Source organism: Euzebya rosea (assembly GCF_003073135.1).
Taxonomy (GTDB): domain Bacteria; phylum Actinomycetota; class Nitriliruptoria; order Euzebyales; family Euzebyaceae; genus Euzebya; species Euzebya rosea.
In genome coordinates, this window is the sequence record NZ_PGDQ01000020.1 from 12,595 (window position 1) to 31,018 (window position 18,424).

Below are 18,424 nucleotides of genomic sequence, written 5' to 3' on the forward strand. Positions count from 1 at the left end.
TCGTCGGGTCAGCGGCGCAGGAACGACGGGATGTCGAGGTCGTCGTCACCGTCGTCGTCGGCCACACGGTCCGACGCCGCTGGCGAGCGGAACACGTCCTCGTCGTCATCGTCGTCCTCGAGGATCGAGGGCAGCGGCGGCGGGCTGTCCACCCGCACGGTCCGACCGAAGTCGGGGCGGGAGGGCTCGCGCGTCGGGCGCAGCGGGGTGACGTTGGCGGCCTGGGCCGACATCTGCGTCGGCGCCTTCTCCTGCGCGGAGGTCGGCGAGTCGTTGAACCCGGCTGCGATGACGGTGACCTTGACCTCGTCGCCGAGGGAGTCGTCGATCACCGTACCGAAGATGATGTTGCCCTCGGGGTCGGCGTGGTCCTGGACGGCCGCAGCGGCCTCGTTGACCTCGTGCAGGCCCAGGTCGGAGCCACCGGCGATGGTCAGCAGCACGCCGCGCGCACCGTCCATGGAGGCCTCGAGCAGCGGCGAGGAGATCGCCATCTCGGCGGCCTGCCGTGCACGACCCTCACCGCGCGCCTTGCCCACGCCCATGGTGGCCGACCCGGCGTCGCGCATGACGGTGGAGACGTCGGCGAAGTCGGTGTTGATCAGGCCGGGTGTGGTGATCAGGTCGGTGATGCCCTGCACGCCGTGCAACAGCACGTCGTCGGCGAGGCGGAAGGCCTCCAGCATGGAGGTCTCGGTGTCGGAGATCTCCAGCAGCCGGTCGTTGGGGATGACGATGAGGGTGTCGACCGCAGCGGCCAGACGGTCCACACCGTGCTCGGCCTGCATCGCACGCCGGCGGCCCTCGAAGGCGAACGGCCGGGTGACCACACCGATGGTGAGGGCGCCGAGCGACTTGGCGATGTCGGCGACGATCGGGGCGCCACCGGTACCGGTGCCACCACCCTCGCCGGCGGTCACGAAGACCATGTCGGCCCCCTTGAGGACCTCCTCGATCTCGTCGCGGTGCTCCTCGGCGGCCTTCTCGCCCACCTCGGGGTCCGAGCCTGCGCCGAGTCCACGGGTCAGCTCACGACCGACGTCGAGCTTGACGTCGGCGTCCGACATCAGCAGGGCCTGGGCGTCGGTGTTCACCGCGATGAACTCCACGCCCTTCAGGCCGGCTTCGATCATGCGGTTGACGGCGTTGACTCCGCCACCTCCGATCCCGACCACCTTGATGACGGCCAGGTAGTTCTGTGGTGCGGCCACGAACGTGTCTCCTTGTCATTTCCCTGCGCTCTGCCGGCGCAGCTGTTCACTTCAACATGGGGGAAGACCCCTCACGAGCCGCTCCCCGAGGGGGTGATCCGTGGTGGGCATGGTGGGCGTGACCGTGTCGATCGAACCCTAACCCTCAAGTAGAGGGTTATACTTATGTAAACCTCTTGACTGGTCAGACCTTACGCACTGCCTTCGCATGCGTCAACCTGACCACCCTGCCGGTGCCCCGGAGCAGTCCTCGTGAAACGGTGACGGCGGGTGGACGGTGGGGTCGGCGCGGCGGACAATCGCCCGTGTCCGCGCCGTGCACGAGGGTTGCACGGCGGTCCGTTCGATGAGGGGAACCACCACCATGCAGGTCAACGCGCAGTCAGCCAGGTCCGTCGTCCGTTCCTCGATGCGCGCCGCGCTGCTGGCGCTGATGCTGCTGGCCACGGGCTGCAGCGCCCAGGACGTCGCGGAGAACATCGCCAACCAGGCGCTGGAGGAGGAGGGCATCTCCATCGACCTCGACGGCGACCAGATCACCGTGGACGGCCCCGACGGGCAGGTCAGCGTGGGACAGGGCCTGCCCGCCGACTTCCCGGCGGACTTCCCCCTCCCCCCGGGGGCCGAGGCACAGGGTGGTGCGGCGGGGGCGGGCCGTGACGTCGTGGCCGCCTTCCAGGCCGACGGGTCGGTGCAGGAGGTGTCGGACTTCTTCGCCAGCGAGCTGCCGGCCGCGGGCTACGAGATCACCCAGACGGCCGGTGACGGCTCCACCGGACAGGTCTACAGCGTCTCCGGCAACGGCTGGACGGGCGAGGTCGCCGTCGGACAGGGCGTCGGCACCAGCTTCACCGTCACCCTCGACCGCCTGGAGTAGGTCGCCGACGTCGGCCCTGCGACGGCCGGCGCTGGCGTCCGGGTCCGGTGCTCGACCCGCCGCCGAACCCGAGATCGGTACCGGGCGACGATTGTCGGCAGGGGTGCATCGGTGCACCCGTCACCACAATCGTCGCCGGTTGCCGATCTCACGAAATCGGTATCGGGCGCCAATTGTCGACATGGGTGCACCGGTGCACCCGTCACCACAATCGTGGCCGAACGCCAATCGGCGCCTCAGCCGGTGTGGGAAGGCAGCCTCGTGCCAGCACGATCCCTCCCAGGGGGCTCCGCCCCCTTCGACCCCCGGTGCTGGCGTTGCGGTCCAGTACTGCTTCGGTGTGGAAATCCAGCCTCACGCCAGCACGATTCGTCCCAGGGGGCTCCGCCCCTTCGACCCCCGGTGCTGGCGTTGCGGTCCAGTACTGCTCTGGTGTGGAAATCCAGCCTCACGCCAGCACGATGGGCCGGTCGGGGATGCGGACGTCCAGCGCGCGGGGGTTCATGCCGTTGCCGACCGTCTCCTCCACCAGCGAGGCGATCGTGGCGGCCTTGACGTCGACCTGGACGGGACGGCCGAGGTGGGCCACCAACTCCACCGGGCCGGACTCGGTCGGCACACGCAGCAGCGCGTCGACCTCGTCGTCACCAGCGGTGCTGTAGGACACCAGCCAGCGCTCCATGCCGGGGGGCATGCGGGCGGCGATCTCGGCTGCGGCCAGCACCGACGGCGACGTGACGACCGCACCGACGGGTGGCGCTGCGGTCAGGGCCATGGTCGTCACGCCCTCGGGGGCCTCGTCGACGGCCTCGATGACCAGCCCCTCGGCGTCCACCAGGTAGGTGTTGTCCCCGAACGTGCCTGCCAGCACCGGGGTGCGGGCCGACACACGGATCTCGATGGTGGAGGGCAGCCGACGGCGCACGGTGGCGCGCTCGACCCAGGGCAGCTCGGTGACCTGGGCCTCGACGGCCTCGAGGTCCACGTCGAGCACGTTCTGGCCAGCATGGACCGACGCGACGTCCAGGACCTCCGTCGACACCTCACCGGGCACGCCGACGACGCGGACGTCCTCCACGGCAAGCAGGGGTGAACGGAGGGTTCCCCAGCCGAGCAGCACGGTGGCCAGCAACGCCAGCAGGGAGGCCGTGACGACACGCTCGCGCCGGCGTCGGCGCTGCACCCCCTCGAGGATGCGCTCGCGCATGCGTGGGTGACCGGTGACGTGGATCGGCCGCTCGGCGAGTCCGAGCACGACGAGCGGCGTCAGCCGTCGGCGGGGCCGTTGGGCCTCCGCTGCCCGGCGGGTCCGTGACCGCTTCCCCTGACGGGCCGGCGCCGGTCGGGACGGGGCCGTTCGGGCCTGTGCCTGCCGGGACGACGCCGCCTGCCGGGGTGATCCCGTCTGCCGCGTCCCGGAACGACGGCGGCGGCTTGTCGCGCGAGCCGAACGTGGCACCGACGGTCGCGTCGCGGTCGACCGGCCCGTCGTGCGGACGTCGGTGGCCACGGCGCCGTGACGTGACCCTTCACGCGACGCGCTACCCCCTCCCCCGCCACCGAACACCAGTTCGGCGTCGACGACCGCACGTCGTGAGCCGTCCGACGAGGACTGGGTGGCCGCGCGGACACGGACGTGGGACGGCGCGGGCCGGGGCTGCGGCGGCCGGGGTGCCGCGGCCAGGCCGAGGTAGCGGAGGGCGGGACGCAGCGCGCTCACGCGGCCTCCCCTCCCCCGCTGCCGAGCGGGTCCGCGAATCCCTCGATGACGACCTCTGGCTGCAGCACGACCCCGTGGACGCGCTCGACCTCGGCGCGCACGTGGCGGATGACCTCGTGGACGTCGCGGGCGGTCGCGCCGGGGCTGACGGTGATGAAGTTGGCGTGCTTCGGGCTGACGCGCGCCCCACCGACGGCGTGGTCCTTCAACCCGGCGGCGTCGATCAGCCGACCCGCGGAGTCACCCGGGGGGTTGCGGAACACGCTGCCGCACGACGGCTGGTTGATCGGCTGGTGATCACGCCGCCACTGCTTCATCTCGGCCATGTCGGCGGCCAGCGTGTCGGCGTCCTCGCGCTGCAGGCGCAGGCACGCACGTGTCACGACGGCGTCGCGGGGCAGGGCGGTGTGACGATAGGACATCTGCAGGTCAGCAGCGTGCCAGCGCTCGACCGTCCCACGCGTGAGGCGCACCACCTCCGCCCACTCCAGCACGTCGGCCATCTGGCCGCCGTGGGCGCCGGCGTTCATGCGGACCGCGCCGCCCACCGCGCCCGGGATCGCCACGCCGAAGGCCATGCCCCCCAGGCCGTGGCGTTCGAGTGTTGCCGCCAGCACGGGCATGGGTTCGGCCGCCCCGGCGATGACCGTCCAGTGGTTGCCGTCGGGATGGCGCGGGTCGGTCGGCTCGACCTCCACCCCGCGGAACCCACGGCCCAGCGTGACGGCGATGCCATCCCAGCCGCGGTCGGCGATCAGCATGTTCGAGCCACGGCCGATGACCAGCCAGTCGACGGCGAACTCGTCGCACACGTGGGCGACGGCCCGCAGGTCGTCGTCGGACTCCGCGACCACCAGCGTCCGCGCGTTGCCCCCGACCTTCAGGGTCGTCCGCGGTGCGAGGGGTTCGTCGGCGGTCACTGCCCCGCCGACCCGGGCGACCAGCGCCTCGTACAGGGGGTCGCTCTGCCCCCACCCCGAGCTCATGCGCCGCGTCCCTCCAGCCGCTCCAGCAGCTGGGGGCCGACGCCCGTGATGTCGCCGGCGCCCATCGTCAGCACCATGTCGCCAGGCTGGACGAGCTCGGCCAGCAGCTTCGGCAGGTCGCCGAGGCGTGGCATGAACCGGACCTCTGCCCCTGCGTCGGCGGCGCCGTCGGCGACCAGCGCACCCGTGATGCCCGGTACGGGGGCCTCACCAGCGGCGTAGACGTCGGTGACCACCACGAGGTCCGCGGCGGCGAGCGCCCGTCCGAGGTCCACGCCGAGGGCCTCGGTGCGGCTGTAGCGGTGGGGCTGGAAGACGGCGATGACCCTGCCGTCGGGGTTGGCCTCCCGGGCACCGGCGATCGTCGCGGCCAGCTCCGTTGGGTGGTGGCCGTAGTCGTCGACGACCGACACGCCACCGACCGTCCCGAGCCGCTGGAAGCGGCGCATGGCCCCGACGAAGTCGCGCAGGCCGTCGGCCACACCCTCGGTCGACGCCCCCACGAAGCGGGCGGCCGCGATCGCTGCGGTGGCGTTCAGCACGTTGTGCCGACCGGGCACCAGGACGGAGAACTCGCCCAGATCCTCCTCGCCGTCGGCGACGCGGAACCGGCTGCCGCCCTCGGGGGTGGGGGTGACCTCGGTGGCGCGTACGTCGGCACCGTCGACCGTGCCGTAGGTGCGCACGAGGCCGGTCAGGTGGGGGGCGAGGGTGGCCGACCCCTCGTCGTCGGCGCACAGCAGCGCCAGGCCACCATCGGGTCGACGTTGGAGGAACTGCACGAACGCCTCGCGGTAGGCCTCGAGGTCGGCGTACTCGTCGTGGTGGTCCATCTCGACGTTGGTGATGATCGCCACGTCGGGGGTCAGGCGCAGGAAGGACCGGAAGGCTTCGTCGGCCTCGGCGACGAACACCTCGCCGGTGCCGTGGTGGGCCGACGTCCCACCGCCGTGCAGCGCCCCACCGATGGCGAAGGAGGGGTCCATGCCCGCCGCCTGCAGGGCCACGGTGGTCATCGACGTCGTGGTGGTCTTGCCGTGGGTACCGGAGATCAGGACGCGGGTGCTGCCCGTGAGCAGCAGCTCCAGCAGGTCGGCCCGAAGGACGACGGGGATGCCCAGCTCGTGGGCGCGCTTGCGCTCGACGTTGCCGCGCGGGACGGCGTTGGACACCACCACGACGTCGGCCCGCTCGACGTGGGCGGCGTCGTGGCCGACGTGGATCGTGGCCCCCATGGCCTCCAGGACCATGCAGGACGGGCCGCCGCGCAGGTCGCTGCCGGAGACGGGCATGTCGCGCTCGAGCAGGATCTGGGCCAGGGCGCTCATGCCCGACCCGCCGATCCCGATGAGGTGCACGCGGGTGTCGGCGGCAAGCTCCAGGCCGGCGGCGGTGGTCAGGTCGGGGTCGTCTGCGGTCATGGTGTGGCTACCTCCAGCACGAGCTCGGCCAGCCGGGCGGCGGCATGCGGGCGGCCGAACGCCGTGGCGGCGGCGACCACGCGCTCGTGGGTCGTGGGGTCGTGGAGCATCGGTTCGGCGGTGGCGACCAGCCGGTCGGCGTCCATGTCGGAATCGGGGACGACAACTGCACCGCCGGCAGCCTCGAGGGCTCGTCCGTTGGCGGTCTGGTGGTCGTCGGTGGCGTGCGGGTACGGCACGAGGATCGAGGGCAGGCCGAGCGCGGTCAGCTCGGCGATCGACGAGGCGCCCGCACGGCAGACGACCACGTCGGCGGCGGCGTAGGCCAGGTCCATGCGGGTGATGAACTCCTCCACGACCACGTGCAGGCCACCGTGGTCGACGGCGGTCCAGGCGGCGACGGTCTCGTCGTGGGTGCGGGCGCCGGTGGCGTGCAGGACCTGCAGCTCCTCGGGCCTGCTCCAGCGGCCGGCGGCGCCGGTGAGCGCCCGGTTGATCCGCTGCGCGCCCTGGCTGCCGCCGAAGACGAGGAGGGTCCGTCGGTCGGGGCGCAGCCCGAAGGCCTGCAGGGCCTCGTCGCGGAGACGCGCACGGACGGCCACGAGGTCCTCACCGGGCGCGGCGTCGGGCAGCAGGCCCGGCCGCACGGGGTTGCCGGTCAGCACCGTCCTGGTCGTGCCGAACCCGTCGGCAGCCTGCTCGAAGGTCACGGCGACCGCGGCAGCGGCACGCGCCGCGAGCCGGTTGGCACGTCCGGGGACGGCGTTCTGCTCGTGGACCACCAGCGGCGTGCCGGTCGTGCGGGCCGCCAGCGCCAGCGGGACGGAGGTGTAGCCGCCGAAGCAGACCGCGGCGATCACGTCGGACTCGCGGATCAGCCGGCGGGTGGCGGTGATCGCCCGGCCGAGGACGGCCGGCAGCTTCAGGGCCGAGAGGTCCTTGCGCAGTGCCATGGCGGGCACGGTGTGCAGCGGCCAGCCGGCCTCGGGGACCAGGCGTGCTTCGAGGCGGTCGGCGGTGCCGACGAAGGCGATCTCCAGGTCGGGACGGGCCTGGTGCAGGGCAGCTGCGGTTGCCAGACCGGGGAACACGTGACCGCCCGTGCCGCCCGCGGCGAGCAGGACGGTGTCACCCATCGAGGGATGCACCGTCCTCCACGGACCGTGCCACCGGCACCCGTCCGTGCCGGGCCTCCACATCGCGCCCGTGCCGGGCCTCCACATCGCGCCCGTGCCGGGCCTCCACATCGCGCCCGTGCCGGGCGACCGACGCCAGCAGGCCCACACCCGCCATCGTGATCACCAGCGAGGAGCCGCCGAAGGAGACCAGCGGCAGGGTCACGCCGGTCACCGGCAGCAGGCCGACGACGGAGGACATGTTGATGCTGGCCTGCAGGATCAGCCATGCGGTGACCGAGGCGGCCAGGAGGCGACCGAACACGTCGGTGGATCGGGAGGCGATGCGGATGCCGAGCCACGCGAACCCGGCGAAGGCGATCAGGACGAGCAGCGCGCCCAGCAGGCCGAGCTCCTCGCCGATGATGGCGTAGATGAAGTCGGTGTGGGCGTTGGGGATGTACAGCCACTTGCCGCGCCCCTGGCCGAGCCCCACCCCGAAGAACCCGCCGGACCCCAGGGCGATGAACCCCTGGGTGGTCTGGTAGCCGTAGGTGTCGGCGTAGGCGGTGGGGTCCAGCCACGCCGCGAGGCGACCCAGCCGGTAGGGCTTGGAGGCGACCTGGTACCAGCCGAACAGCCCGGCGAAGACCCCCATCACCCCGACGATGCGCAGCGGCAGGCCGGCCACGAACAGGGCGGTGCCACCGATGGCCATGACCAGCACGGCCGACTCCAGGTCCGGGCCCAGGGCGACCAGCGCACCGGCGACCACGATCACCGGCGCCACCGGCCACAACAGGTCGAGCACGCCGCCCCGGTCGATCGAGCGCCACCGCGACGCCAGCACGTGGGCGACCCACAGCGGCAGGGTCAGCTTGATGATCTCCGCCGGCTGGATGGAGACCGGCCCCAGCGCGAACCAGCGCTTGGCACCGTTGACCTCCTCACCGACGACCAGCACCAGCGCCATGGCCACCAGTGTCAGCACCACGGCGGGCAGGGCGACGATGCGCCACCGCCGGTAGTCCACCACCGTGGCGACGAACGCCACCGGCAGGCCGAGGAACGCCCAGAACGCCTGCCGGCCGAAGACGTCGAAGGCGTCCCCGGTGTCGGCGGTCGACTGCACGAACGACGCGCTGAAGGTCATGACGAGGCCGAGCAGGAGCAGGCCGCCGGCCAGCAGGAGCAGCCACACCGAGTCGGAGGTGGCGCGACCCGAGACCACGCGGGCGAGCATGCCCGGCCGGGGGTCCGCCGCGGCGGTCGACGGCTCGGCGACAACCCTGTCCGGTTCCGATCCAACGGTCGTCATCGCAGCGCCTCCACTTCCCGCCTGAACACGTCTCCACGCTCGGCGTAGTTGCGGAACTGATCCATGCTCGCCGCCGCCGGCGCAAGCAGGACGGTACTGCCCGGGACCGCGATTTCGGCGGCACGTCGGACGGCGGCGTCGAGCTGGCCGACCTCCTCCACCGGTACACCGACACCGCGTGCGACCGCTGCGACCTCCGGGCCGCAGGCGCCGATGGTCAGGACGGTCCGGACCCGGCCCGGAAGGTCATCGGCCAGGGTCGCGAAGTCCAGGCCCTTGTTGAGGCCACCGGCGATCCACACGATGTCGTCGAAGGATCGCAGCGCCGCGAGGGCGGCGTGGGGGTTGGTGGCCTTGGAGTCGTTGATCCAGCGAACCCCGTCGTGCTCGGCCACCAGCTCGAGGCGGTGCGGCCCCGGCTCGAAGGCCTGCAGGGCCTCGCGCACGTCCTCGACGGACGCGCCGGCCGCCAGCGCCGCCCGGGCGGCGACCGTGGCGTTGGCCAGGTTGTGGGGGCCGCCTGCGCGCAGGTCCAGGCCCTGCAGCACCTCGTCGTGGCCGACGTCGTCGACGCGGACGAGCTGTCCCGGGGGCGGGAAGGCCTCGATCGTCGCGACCGTGCCGGCGTCGGCGGTGAACGCGACGGTGACGTCCTGTGGACGCTGGGCCTGCCACATGCGGGCCTTGGCGGCCCGGTAGCCGTCGAGGCCCCCGTGCCAGTCCAGGTGGTCGTCGGCGACGTTCAGCAACGCCGCCACGTCGGGACGCAGCTCGTGGCAGAAGTGCAGCTGGAAGCTGGACAGCTCGACCACGACGATCGGTGGTGGGGTGTCGGTGGCGAGGACCTGCACCAGCGGCACGCCGATGTTGCCTGCGGCGGGTGCGCGGAGGCAGGCCGCGATCATCTCCGTGGTGGTCGTCTTGCCGTTGGTGCCGCTGACGGCGACCAGCCGTGTGCGGCCCTCGTTGAGCTGCCAGGCCAGCTCCGGCTCGGACCAGACCGGCACTCCACCGTCGACGGCGGCCGCCAGCAGCGGCTGCGTCGGCGGAACACCCGGGCTGGTGACGACGATGTCGATGTCGTCGAGCGCAGCAGGGTCGACCGTCCCCAGCCAAACCTCGACCCCGGCGGGCATCGTGGAGGTGTCGGCCTCGACACGTTCGTCGACGGCCAGCACCTGCCAGCCCCGGGACAGGGCCGCCTCGGCGACGGCCACACCCGAGGCGCCGACACCGAAGACCAGGATGCGCCTCGGGTCGGTCGCGGTCATCCCGACCCCGCTCGCGACAGGTACTCGGCGTAGAACAGGCCGATGCCGAAGGCCGTGCAGAGCCCACCGATGATCCAGAAGCGGACGATGACCTGGTTCTCGTGCCAGCCCAGCTGCTCGAAGTGGTGGTGGAAGGGCGCCATGCGGAACAACCGCCGGCCGCCCATCAGCCGGAAGACGGCCACCTGGAGGATGACCGAGACGGTCTCGGCGACGAACAGGCCACCGAGGATGATGAGCAGCAGCTCGGTCTCCGTCAGCACGCCGAGGGCCGCGAGCATGCCGCCGAGGGCCAGCGATCCGGTGTCACCCATGAAGATCTTGGCCGGATGGGCGTTCCACCACAGGAAGCCCAGCGTGGCCCCCATGACGGCTGCGGCGCCGATCGCGAGGGTGTCGGCGTGGATCCACGCCTCGTTGGTGTAGTCCAGCTGATGGCGGAAGATCCAGAACGCGATGATCGTGTACGCACCGAAGACCATCGCGCTGACGCCGCTGGCCAGGCCGTCGAGCCCGTCGGTCAGGTTCACCGCGTTGGAGGTGGCGGACAGGATCACGAAGCAGAAGATCGGGAACAGGACGGGCCCGAAGTCCAGCGACAGCGGCCCGATGAAGCTCAGGCGCGTCGAGGTCTCGGCGACGTACTGGGCGCCGAAGGCGAAGACGATCGCGACCAGCGCCTGCCCGCCGAACTTGGCGGTCTTGTTCAGCCCGAGGTTGCGCTGCTGCTTGAGCTTGATGAGGTCGTCGAGGAAGCCGACAGCGCCCATGCCGGCGAAGGTGGCCATGGCCAGCGCCCCACCGGCGGAGTCCAGCCGTCCGGCCAGCGCCGCGGAGACCGCGTAGGCGATCAGCGCGGCGATGATGATCGCCGTGCCGCCCATGGTCGGGGTGCCGCGCTTGGTGTGGTGGCTCTGCGGGCCGTCGTCGCGGATCAGCTGGCCGAGCTCGCGGGCACGGAAGAAGCGGATGACCGCGGGTGTGCCGACCAGGGACAGCACCAGCGACAGGGACGCCGAGACGAGGATGAACCTCATCGGGTGCCACCGTCCTCCAGCAGCGCCGCGGCCAGGACTTCCAGGCCGACGCTGCGGCTGCCCTTGACCAGGACGACGTCGCCCTCGGCGACCAGCCCGGTGATGGTGTCGGTGGCCTCGCCCACGTCGGCCGCAGTCAGGATGCGACCGGTGAACCCGGCCTCCCGCGCCCCGTCGGCGATGGCACCGGCACGGCCCTCCACGACGACGACGCCGTCGATCCCCGCCTCGGCGAGGTGGGCGCCGACGCTGCGGTGGCCGGGGCCGGTCTCCTCGCCGAGCTCGGCCATGAAGCCCAGGACCGCCCAGCGCGACCCGTCGGTCCGGATGCTGGCGAGGGTGTCGATGGCGGCGATCGTCGACTGGGGGTTGGCGTTGTAGGCGTCGTTGACCACGACCACCCCGGTGGGGTTGGTGGTGACCTCCATGCGCCAGCGCGAGACGCCGGCGCTGGCCAGGCCGGCCGCGGCGACGTCACGAGGGACGCCGACGACCTCGGCGGCAGCCAGGGCGGCGAGGGCGTTGCCGACGTTGTGCATGCCCGGGCGCGGCAACCGGACGGTGACGTCACCGATGGTGAGCACGGCATGGGCGGCCTCGTCGACGGTCACGTCGTGGGGGTGCAGGTCGGCGGTCGCGGCGTTGCCGAAGGTGACGACCCGGCCGGGGCTGCGCTCGGCGAGGCCCGCGACCTCGGGGACGTCGGCGTTGAGGACGGCCACGCCCTCCTCCGACAGGCCCTCCACCAGCTCGCCCTTGGCCTGCACGATGGCGTCGAGGGAGCCGAACTCGCCGATGTGGGCACCGCCGATGGTGGTCACGATGGCGACGTCGGGGCGCAGCATCGGCATGACCTCGGCGATGTGGCCGATGCCGCGGGCGCCGATCTCGCAGACCAGCACCTCGGTCTCGGCCGTCAGCAGGCACAGCGTCAGCGGCAGCCCGATCTCGTTGTTGAACGACCCGGGGTTGGCGACGGTGACCCGGGCCTCACCGATGGCGGCAGCCGTCAGGTCCTTGGTGGTGGTCTTGCCGTTGGATCCGGTGACGGCGATCACGATCGGATCGACCTCGTCGCGCACCCACGCGGCCAGGCCGGTGAGGGCGTCGAGGGGGTCGTCGACGACGATGCCGCCGGGCAGCCGTTCGGCGAGGCCCGCGTGGGCCTCGTCGCACAGGAAGCCGGTCGCGCCGGCGGCGACTGCCGCCTCGATCCAGTCGTGCCCGTCGCTGTGCTCGCCGACGAGGGGGACGAAGAGGTCGCCGGCCATCACCCGGCGGCTGTCGATCGCCACACCGGTGATGCGGTTGTCGGAGTCGGCGACCAGGTCGCCACCGACGATGTCGGCGACGGCGGCCACGGCCAGGGGAATCATCTACTGCACCTCTTGGAGGATGTTGCGGGCGACCTCGCGGTCGTCGAAGTGGATCCGGCCGTCGGCCAGCTCCTGGTACGGCTCGTGGCCCTTCCCGGCGATCACGACCACGTCACCGGGCCGGGCCTGCCGCAGGGCGTGGGTGATCGCGGCGGCGCGATCGGTGATCCGGATGGCGGCGGCCGGGTCGGCCAGGCCCGCGACCATGTCGTCCAGGATGGCCTCGGGGTCCTCGCTGCGCGGGTTGTCGCTGGTGAGGACGGCGACGTCGGCACCGGCAACGGCAGCACGCGCCATCAGCGGACGCTTGCCGGCGTCACGGTCGCCGCCGCAGCCGAGGACGACGAGGACTCGTTCGTCGGTCAGCCGGCGAGCGCTGTCCAGGACGTTGGTCACCGAGTCGGGCGTGTGGGCGTAGTCGACCAGGACGGCGAAGGGCTGGCCGGCGTCGACCCGCTCCATGCGCCCGGGGACCCCTGCGATGGCGCCCACGCCAGCCACCGCCACGTCGACGTCGACCCCCGCGAGGTGGGCCGTGGCGATGGCCCCCAGGGCGTTGGTCACGTTGTAGTCACCGGGGATGCCGATGCGGACGTCGTGCCGACTGCCCTCCACCACCGCGGTGAAGCTGGCGCCGTCGGGACCGGTGACCACGTCGGTGGCCGTCACGTCGGCGTCGCCGTGCCGTGAGACCGTCAGCACCGTCAGGCCGGCCGACCGCGCTCGCTCGGCCATGCGTTGCCCCCACTCGTCGTCGACGGTGATGGCTGCTGCCGGGACGAAGGCGGGCGTGAACAGCCGGGCCTTCGCCTCGAAGTAGTCGGCCATGTCGTGGTGGAAGTCGAGGTGGTCCTGGCTGAGGTTGGTGAACAGCGCCGCGCGCATGCGCACCCCGTTGAGGCGCCCGAGCGCGAGCCCGTGGCTGGACACCTCGATGGACGCCGCGGTGACGTCGTCGTCGCGCATGCGGGCGAACAGGCGGTGCAGGTCGGTGGCCTCGGGGGTGGTCCGCACGCCAGCGATGACCTCGCTGCCGATCCGGGTCTCCACGGTGCCGACCAGGCCGGTCCGGCGTCCGGCGGTGCGCCAGATCGCGTCCAGCAGGTAGGCGGTCGTCGTCTTGCCGTTGGTGCCGGTCACCCCGAGCACGTCCAGGCTGTCGCTGGGGTTGCCGTGTGCGGCGGCGGCCGCCCAGCCCATGGCGTCGGCGACCGAGGGGACGACCAGCTGGTCGACGGGCAGGTCGGGCAGATGGCGCTCGACCAGCAGGGCGGGGCTGCCTGCATCGACGGCCGCGGGCGCGAAGTCGTGCCCGTCAGCCCGTTCGCCGGGCCGTGCCGCGAACAGCACACCGGGGCCGGCCATGCGGCTGTCATGGGTGACGTCGGTCACGACCGATCGGCCGACACCGTGCAGGACGGCGTCGGGCAGCAGGTCGGCCAGGTCGGTCAGGGACGGGCCGGGAAGTTCGGATGGGGGCACGAGGGGGAGTCGCCGTGGTCGTCGCGCCGGCCCCGTCGGCCGGCGTCTGGGCCGGCCCGAGGATACGGCCGAGGTCCCCGAGAAGCCGGGAGGGGTCGTGGTCGACCGGACACGCGACCCCAGGTACAGCCCGCGATCAGCCGTCCGCACCGTCGTCACCGCCCGAGGATTCGGCCTCGGAGGACGTGTCGTCGGTCGCGTCGCCGGTGACGTCCTCGCTGGCTGCCTCCGTCGGGTCGGGCGCCGTCGCGAAGGTGTTGCCGAGGCGCTGGCCGACCGGCAGCGGCATCTGCGGGGTGTGCGGCGCGATGCGCTGGTCACGGAGCGCGAACTCCATGATCCGGCTGAACGTCGGCGCCGCGGACAGTCCGCCGTAGTGCGGCGTAGGTTCGTCCAGCATGACGGCGACGACCACCTGCGGGTCCTCGACGGGGGCGAAGCCGGCGAAGGTCGCGATGAAGGCGTCCTCCCGGTACCCGCGGGCACCCTCCAGCGGCTTCTGCGCCGTCCCGGTCTTGCCGCCCACGCTGTAGCCGCGGACGGCGGCCCGGCTCCCGGTGCCGACGTCGGACTCGATCACGTCGACCAGCATCGCGGCGACGGTCTCGGCGGTCTCGGGGGACACGACCTGCCGGGGTTCGGCGGTCTCGGCCGGGGTGAAGACCCCGTCGGCGTCGACGGTGCCCTGGACGAGGCTCGGCGGGACGTAGGTGCCGTCGTTGGCGATGACACCGAAGGCCTGGGCGACCTGCACGAGCGTGGCGGAGACCCCCTGGCCGATGGCGATGGTCGGCAGGCTGGAGATCGACCAGTCGTCGACCTCGGCGAGCAGGCCGTTGGACTCGCCCGGGAAGCCCAGCCCGGTCGGACGACCCAGGCCGAACTCGGTGACGTAGTGGTACAGCCGCTCCTCCCCCAGCGCCTGGGCGATCTTGATCGTCCCGACGTTGGAGGACCTGGCGATGATGTCGTTGACCGACCACCAGCTGGTCGCGTGGCCGCTGGAGTCGTTGAAGACCTCCGGGCCGATGGCGATCCGGTCAGCCACCTCGAAACTCTGGTCGGGGCCGATGACGCCGTCCTCGATGGCCCCGGCGATGGTGATGACCTTGTTGACCGAGCCCGGCTCGAACACGTCGGTCACCGCCCGGTTGCGTCGGGCGTAGGGCTCGGCGTCGGCGAAGGCGGTCGGCGCCACGGAGGGCACGCTGGCCATGGCGAGGATCTCGCCGGTCCGCGGGTCGAGCACCACCGCCGAGCCGCCGATCGCGTCGTAGGTCTCGACGGCCTCGACCAGGATCTCCTCGGTGGCGAACTGCACCTCGCGGTCGATGGTCAGCCGGATGTCGGCGCCGGCGGTGGCGGGCACGACCTCGCGCGGGGCGGCGGTGATCTCCAGCCCACCGGGGGCACGTTCGAGGCGCAGGGTGCCGGCGACACCCGCGAGGGCCTCGTCGTACTGCAGCTCGATCCCGGCGAGGCCGCTGTTGTCCACCCCGGCCCAGCCCACGACCTGGCTGGCGATCCGGTCGGCCGGGTACACCCGGTTGGGCTCCTCGAGCACGCCGATGCCGGCGAGCTCCATGGCGGTGATCTCCTCACCGACCGCACGCGGCAGCTGTCGACCGAGGAAGACGAACTCCCGGTCGGCCGTCAGGTCCTCCACCAGGTCGACGACGGTGCGCCCCAGGGGCTCCGACAGCCGGGAGGCCAGGACGTAGGGGTCGATGTCGTTCTCGGCCAGCAGCCGGGGGTTGGCGAAGATCGTGGCGGCCGACAGGCTCATGGCCAGTGGGTCGCCCTCGCGGTCGGTCAGCGCCCCCCGGGTGGCGGGCAGGTCGACCTCGCGCTGGGTCTGCCGGCGGGCGAGCTCGCTGTAGTCCTCGGCGGCGACGATCTGGACGGTGACCAGGCGCCACCCCATGAGCAGGGTGAGGAGCACGTAGATCAGCAGGAGCGCGAGCAGGCGACGGGAGCACTTCGCCCGCTGCAGGGCTCGCGCGAGCGCGTCGTGGGTGGCGATGAGCAGCCCGGCGGCCAGCGACGGCGGGGCGGGTGGTCGCGGGGCTCGCGGACGGCCGGGCGCGGCGGGTGGACGCCGCGGCGAGGACGGCGCGGTGACGGTTCGTGCGCCTTGGGTCGGGAGGGGTGACGTGGTCGGCCGGGTGGTGGTCCGCGAGCGGCGGGTGCGGGTGATGGTGCCGGACGTCACGTGGTCAGCTCCCTGTCCGCACCATGGGCTTGGGCTGCGGCGCCGGCATGTCGGCCGGGTCGATCTCGAGGAACCCCGGCACCTCGGGCTCCATCAGCCCCAGCTGGCCGAGCGCAACGTCCCGAACCCGGTTGGGGGACTCGAGCTGCGCGACCGCGGCGACGAGGTCGTCGTGGTGCAGCGTCAGGTCGGAGATCTCCTGTTCCAGCGCTCGGGCCTCGAAGGACGCCTCGGCGGCCAGGGCGTTGAGCGCCACGACCCCGAGGACGCCGAGGACCACGATGGTCACGGCGAGTGCGGCGACCAGCGGGGCGGCCAGCCGGAAGGGGTCCCTGCGGTGATCGGGGACGGCCCGGACGGCCGCCCGACGACGTTCAGCGGCGGCCCGGCGGGCGTCGGCGGCCTGCTGGCTCGTCGGACCTGCAGGGCGGCCGCTCGGGGCGGTCGCCAGGCCTGCGGCGACCAGGAACGCCTCGGTTCGGGCGCGGGCGGTGGTGCTGCCACGGCGTGGCAGCTGCGCGACGGCGGTCATCCGGCGTCACCGGGTCCCGAGCTGGTCGTCGGAGGCGTCGTCCGCGGACAGGCGCTCGACGACCCGCAGCGTCGCCGAACGGGCGCGCGGGTTGCGGGCCACCTCTTCTTCGGAGGGGCGCTCGCCCTTGCGGGTGACGTGGGAGAGAAGGGGGACGCGACCGCAGCCGCACACCGGGAGACCCGGAGGGCAGATGCAGCCATCGGCCGCGTCGGAGAAGAACCGTTTGGCAATACGGTCCTCCAGGCTGTGATAGGCGAGCGTGGCGATGCGACCGCCACGATCGTGGGTGTTGGCGGTGCGCCCGCCCCGGCCGTCGACGTCACCGTCGCGGGGGGATGTTCCGGGGGCGGGCGCCGCCAGCTCCAGTGCCTGGGGAAGGGAGGCACCGAAGCGTTCGAGCTCTGAGTTGACCGCGATCCGCAGGCCCTGGAAGGCGCGGGTGGCGGGGTGGATGCCCTTGGCGCGGTCCTTGCGACGCTGCGTGCGGGGCATGGCCTGGGCGATGAGGTCGGCGAGGCCGACCGTGGTCGTGAAGGGACGGTTGGCGACGATCGCCTGGGCGATGCGCTTGGCGTGGGACTCCTCGCCGTACTCCGAGAGGATGCGCTCCAGCTCGGTCTCGCTGGCCGCGTTGACGAACTCCGCGGCGGTGGTGGGCGAGGTGGTGTCCATGCGCATGTCGAGGGGCCCGAAGGCACGGAAGGAGAAGCCCCTCCCGGGGGTGTCGAGCTGCATGGAGGACACGCCGAGGTCGTAGAGGACGCCCATGAGGGGGCCGTGCTGGGCGACGACGGGGGCAACGTGTTCGGTGAACTCGTCGAAGGGGGCGTGCACCAGGGTGACGCGGTCGGCGAATGCGGCCAGGCGGCGGCGGGCCAGGTCCAGCGCGTCGGGGTCGCGGTCGAAGCCGACGAGGTGGGTGTTGGGCCCGCTGGCGGCGAGCAGGCGGGCGGCGTGGCCGGCCGCGCCGAGCGTGCAGTCGACGAGGACCGCGGGACGGTCGTCGGTGACGGCGAGGAGATCGACGATGCGGTCGACCATGACGGGATCGTGTGGTGCGCTGGCCATGACTCTCGGGTGGATCCTCGGTCGGTGGGCGCGACGCGGACGGTGCCAGGACGGGGCGATCAGCTGAACAGCCACAGTGCCACCCCTCCCGAGATCAGCAGCGAGCCGGCCAGGGGTGCCACGACGGCGGCACGGCGCGTGGGAACCCCGGCGTCGACGAGGCCGAGCCGATCCAACGGTCGATACAAGGTCTGCACCAGGGCTCCTAGAAGATGTTGATGTCGAACTCGGCGGACAGCTCGGCGAGGTTGGACAGGCCGCCGCCTTCGTACTCGTCCCAGCGGGCCGCGTCCCAGATCTCCACGCGGGTGACGGCACCGACGACGGCGACGTCCTTGTCCAGGCGTGCGTACTCCCGCAGGTCCTGCGGGATGGAGATGCGACCCTGCTTGTCCAGGGTCTGGGGCTCGGCGTTGCTGGCCACGAGGCGGGTGAACAGCCGCTCGCGCGGGTTGGAGGTCTTCAGCGAGCGGAGGGTGGTCAGCGTCTTCTTCCACTGCGACGGCGTCTGCAGCGTGAGGCAGTTGTCGTAGCCGATCGTCATGACCATTCCTTCCTTCAGTAGCTCGCGAAAGGTGGCGGGCAACACCAACCGACCCTTGGTGTCCATCGCGTGGTGATGGGTTCCAAGGAACTCGGCGCTGTCGTCCTGTTCCTCCACTGTTCTCCTTCTGCACCCACTGTGCCCCACCACCACCCACCGGGTCAACCACACGACCCCACTTCTCTTCACTCTTCTTAACAGTAGTTGCAAAAGCGCAGGTCAACGTGGTGGTGGATGGTGGGTGGCCACGC

At 72.2% G+C, this 18,424-nt stretch carries 16 protein-coding genes; 1 reads left to right on the forward strand and 15 read right to left on the reverse strand.

Annotated features, from left to right (window positions below; genetic code table 11):
• Nucleotides 1–8 precede the first annotated feature (8 nt).
• Entirely contained in the window at nucleotides 9–1,211 is a 1,203-nt protein-coding gene (ftsZ, locus tag CUC05_RS21355; RefSeq protein WP_108668172.1) for a cell division protein FtsZ, read from the reverse strand.
• A 346-nt stretch (nucleotides 1,212–1,557) separates the two neighbouring features.
• On the opposite strand from ftsZ, the gene CUC05_RS21360 reads away from it, so the two are divergent.
• Nucleotides 1,558–2,088, forward strand: a complete 531-nt coding sequence (locus CUC05_RS21360; RefSeq protein WP_108668173.1) for a hypothetical protein — start codon at nucleotides 1,558–1,560, stop codon at nucleotides 2,086–2,088.
• 448 nt (nucleotides 2,089–2,536) lie between these two features.
• Here the strand turns inward: CUC05_RS21360 and CUC05_RS21365 are convergent, their stop codons facing one another.
• The 14 genes from CUC05_RS21365 to mraZ all read right to left on the reverse strand — a co-directional run bounded on the left by CUC05_RS21365 (nucleotide 2,537) and on the right by mraZ (nucleotide 18,290).
• Entirely contained in the window at nucleotides 2,537–3,343 is an 807-nt protein-coding gene (locus CUC05_RS21365) for a cell division protein FtsQ/DivIB (RefSeq protein WP_108668174.1), read from the reverse strand.
• 461 nt (nucleotides 3,344–3,804) lie between these two features.
• A complete protein-coding gene (gene murB / locus CUC05_RS21370; RefSeq protein WP_108668175.1) occupies nucleotides 3,805–4,794 on the reverse strand; it encodes a UDP-N-acetylmuramate dehydrogenase in 990 nt (329 codons plus the stop codon).
• Complete coding sequence (murC, locus tag CUC05_RS21375; protein WP_108668176.1) at nucleotides 4,791–6,215, reverse strand: UDP-N-acetylmuramate--L-alanine ligase; 1,425 nt, start codon at nucleotides 6,213–6,215, stop codon at nucleotides 4,791–4,793. Before murC ends, murB begins: the two co-directional genes overlap by 4 nt.
• Nucleotides 6,212–7,351: an undecaprenyldiphospho-muramoylpentapeptide beta-N-acetylglucosaminyltransferase gene (gene murG / locus CUC05_RS21380; RefSeq protein WP_157965863.1), complete on the reverse strand. Its 1,140-nt coding sequence runs from the start codon at nucleotides 7,349–7,351 to the stop codon at nucleotides 6,212–6,214. The genes murC and murG overlap by 4 nt, the downstream gene beginning before the upstream one ends.
• A complete protein-coding gene (gene ftsW, locus CUC05_RS21385; protein WP_108668178.1) occupies nucleotides 7,344–8,648 on the reverse strand; it encodes a putative lipid II flippase FtsW in 1,305 nt (434 codons plus the stop codon). The genes murG and ftsW overlap by 8 nt, the downstream gene beginning before the upstream one ends.
• Nucleotides 8,645–9,919 (reverse strand): UDP-N-acetylmuramoyl-L-alanine--D-glutamate ligase, encoded by a 1,275-nt coding sequence (gene murD, locus CUC05_RS21390; RefSeq protein WP_108668179.1) that lies wholly within the window; start codon nucleotides 9,917–9,919, stop codon nucleotides 8,645–8,647. Before murD ends, ftsW begins: the two co-directional genes overlap by 4 nt.
• The gene (gene mraY, locus CUC05_RS21395; protein ID WP_108668180.1) at nucleotides 9,916–10,956 is read right to left on the reverse strand and encodes a phospho-N-acetylmuramoyl-pentapeptide-transferase; all 1,041 of its coding nucleotides are present in this window, start codon (nucleotides 10,954–10,956) and stop codon (nucleotides 9,916–9,918) included. The genes murD and mraY overlap by 4 nt, the downstream gene beginning before the upstream one ends.
• Nucleotides 10,953–12,332, reverse strand: a complete 1,380-nt coding sequence (locus tag CUC05_RS21400) for a UDP-N-acetylmuramoyl-tripeptide--D-alanyl-D-alanine ligase (RefSeq protein WP_108668181.1) — start codon at nucleotides 12,330–12,332, stop codon at nucleotides 10,953–10,955. Before CUC05_RS21400 ends, mraY begins: the two co-directional genes overlap by 4 nt.
• The gene (locus CUC05_RS21405; RefSeq protein ID WP_205712477.1) at nucleotides 12,333–13,814 is read right to left on the reverse strand and encodes a UDP-N-acetylmuramoyl-L-alanyl-D-glutamate--2,6-diaminopimelate ligase; all 1,482 of its coding nucleotides are present in this window, start codon (nucleotides 13,812–13,814) and stop codon (nucleotides 12,333–12,335) included. It lies immediately after the preceding gene.
• A 136-nt stretch (nucleotides 13,815–13,950) separates the two neighbouring features.
• The gene (locus CUC05_RS21410; RefSeq protein ID WP_108668182.1) at nucleotides 13,951–16,026 is read right to left on the reverse strand and encodes a peptidoglycan D,D-transpeptidase FtsI family protein; all 2,076 of its coding nucleotides are present in this window, start codon (nucleotides 16,024–16,026) and stop codon (nucleotides 13,951–13,953) included.
• Nucleotides 16,027–16,030: 4 nt separating this feature from the next.
• The gene (locus CUC05_RS21415) at nucleotides 16,031–16,558 is read right to left on the reverse strand and encodes a hypothetical protein (RefSeq protein WP_108668183.1); all 528 of its coding nucleotides are present in this window, start codon (nucleotides 16,556–16,558) and stop codon (nucleotides 16,031–16,033) included.
• 6 nt (nucleotides 16,559–16,564) lie between these two features.
• Nucleotides 16,565–17,629, reverse strand: coding sequence for a 16S rRNA (cytosine(1402)-N(4))-methyltransferase RsmH (gene rsmH, locus CUC05_RS21420; protein ID WP_108668184.1), 1,065 nt, complete (start codon nucleotides 17,627–17,629; stop codon nucleotides 16,565–16,567).
• A gap of 59 nt (nucleotides 17,630–17,688) precedes the next feature.
• Nucleotides 17,689–17,826 (reverse strand): hypothetical protein, encoded by a 138-nt coding sequence (locus CUC05_RS24960; RefSeq protein ID WP_157965864.1) that lies wholly within the window; start codon nucleotides 17,824–17,826, stop codon nucleotides 17,689–17,691.
• Nucleotides 17,827–17,834: 8 nt separating this feature from the next.
• Nucleotides 17,835–18,290, reverse strand: coding sequence for a division/cell wall cluster transcriptional repressor MraZ (gene mraZ, locus CUC05_RS21425; protein WP_108668185.1), 456 nt, complete (start codon nucleotides 18,288–18,290; stop codon nucleotides 17,835–17,837).
• Nucleotides 18,291–18,424: the final 134 nt, after the last annotated feature.

Excerpts from the sequence above, each read along its gene's own strand:
- CUC05_RS21360 (WP_108668173.1), top strand. The coding sequence starts at position 1,558 with ATGAGGGGAACCACCACCATGCAGGTCAACGCGCAGTCAGCCAGGTCC.
- murB (WP_108668175.1), bottom strand. The coding sequence starts at position 4,794 with ATGAGCTCGGGGTGGGGGCAGAGCGACCCCCTGTACGAGGCGCTGGTC.
- murC (WP_108668176.1), bottom strand. The coding sequence starts at position 6,215 with ATGACCGCAGACGACCCCGACCTGACCACCGCCGCCGGCCTGGAGCTT.
- murG (WP_157965863.1), bottom strand. The coding sequence starts at position 7,351 with ATGGGTGACACCGTCCTGCTCGCCGCGGGCGGCACGGGCGGTCACGTG.
- ftsW (WP_108668178.1), bottom strand. The coding sequence starts at position 8,648 with ATGACGACCGTTGGATCGGAACCGGACAGGGTTGTCGCCGAGCCGTCG.
- murD (WP_108668179.1), bottom strand. The coding sequence starts at position 9,919 with ATGACCGCGACCGACCCGAGGCGCATCCTGGTCTTCGGTGTCGGCGCC.
- mraY (WP_108668180.1), bottom strand. The coding sequence starts at position 10,956 with ATGAGGTTCATCCTCGTCTCGGCGTCCCTGTCGCTGGTGCTGTCCCTG.
- CUC05_RS21400 (WP_108668181.1), bottom strand. The coding sequence starts at position 12,332 with ATGATTCCCCTGGCCGTGGCCGCCGTCGCCGACATCGTCGGTGGCGAC.
- CUC05_RS21415 (WP_108668183.1), bottom strand. The coding sequence starts at position 16,558 with ATGACCGCCGTCGCGCAGCTGCCACGCCGTGGCAGCACCACCGCCCGC.
- rsmH (WP_108668184.1), bottom strand. The coding sequence starts at position 17,629 with ATGGCCAGCGCACCACACGATCCCGTCATGGTCGACCGCATCGTCGAT.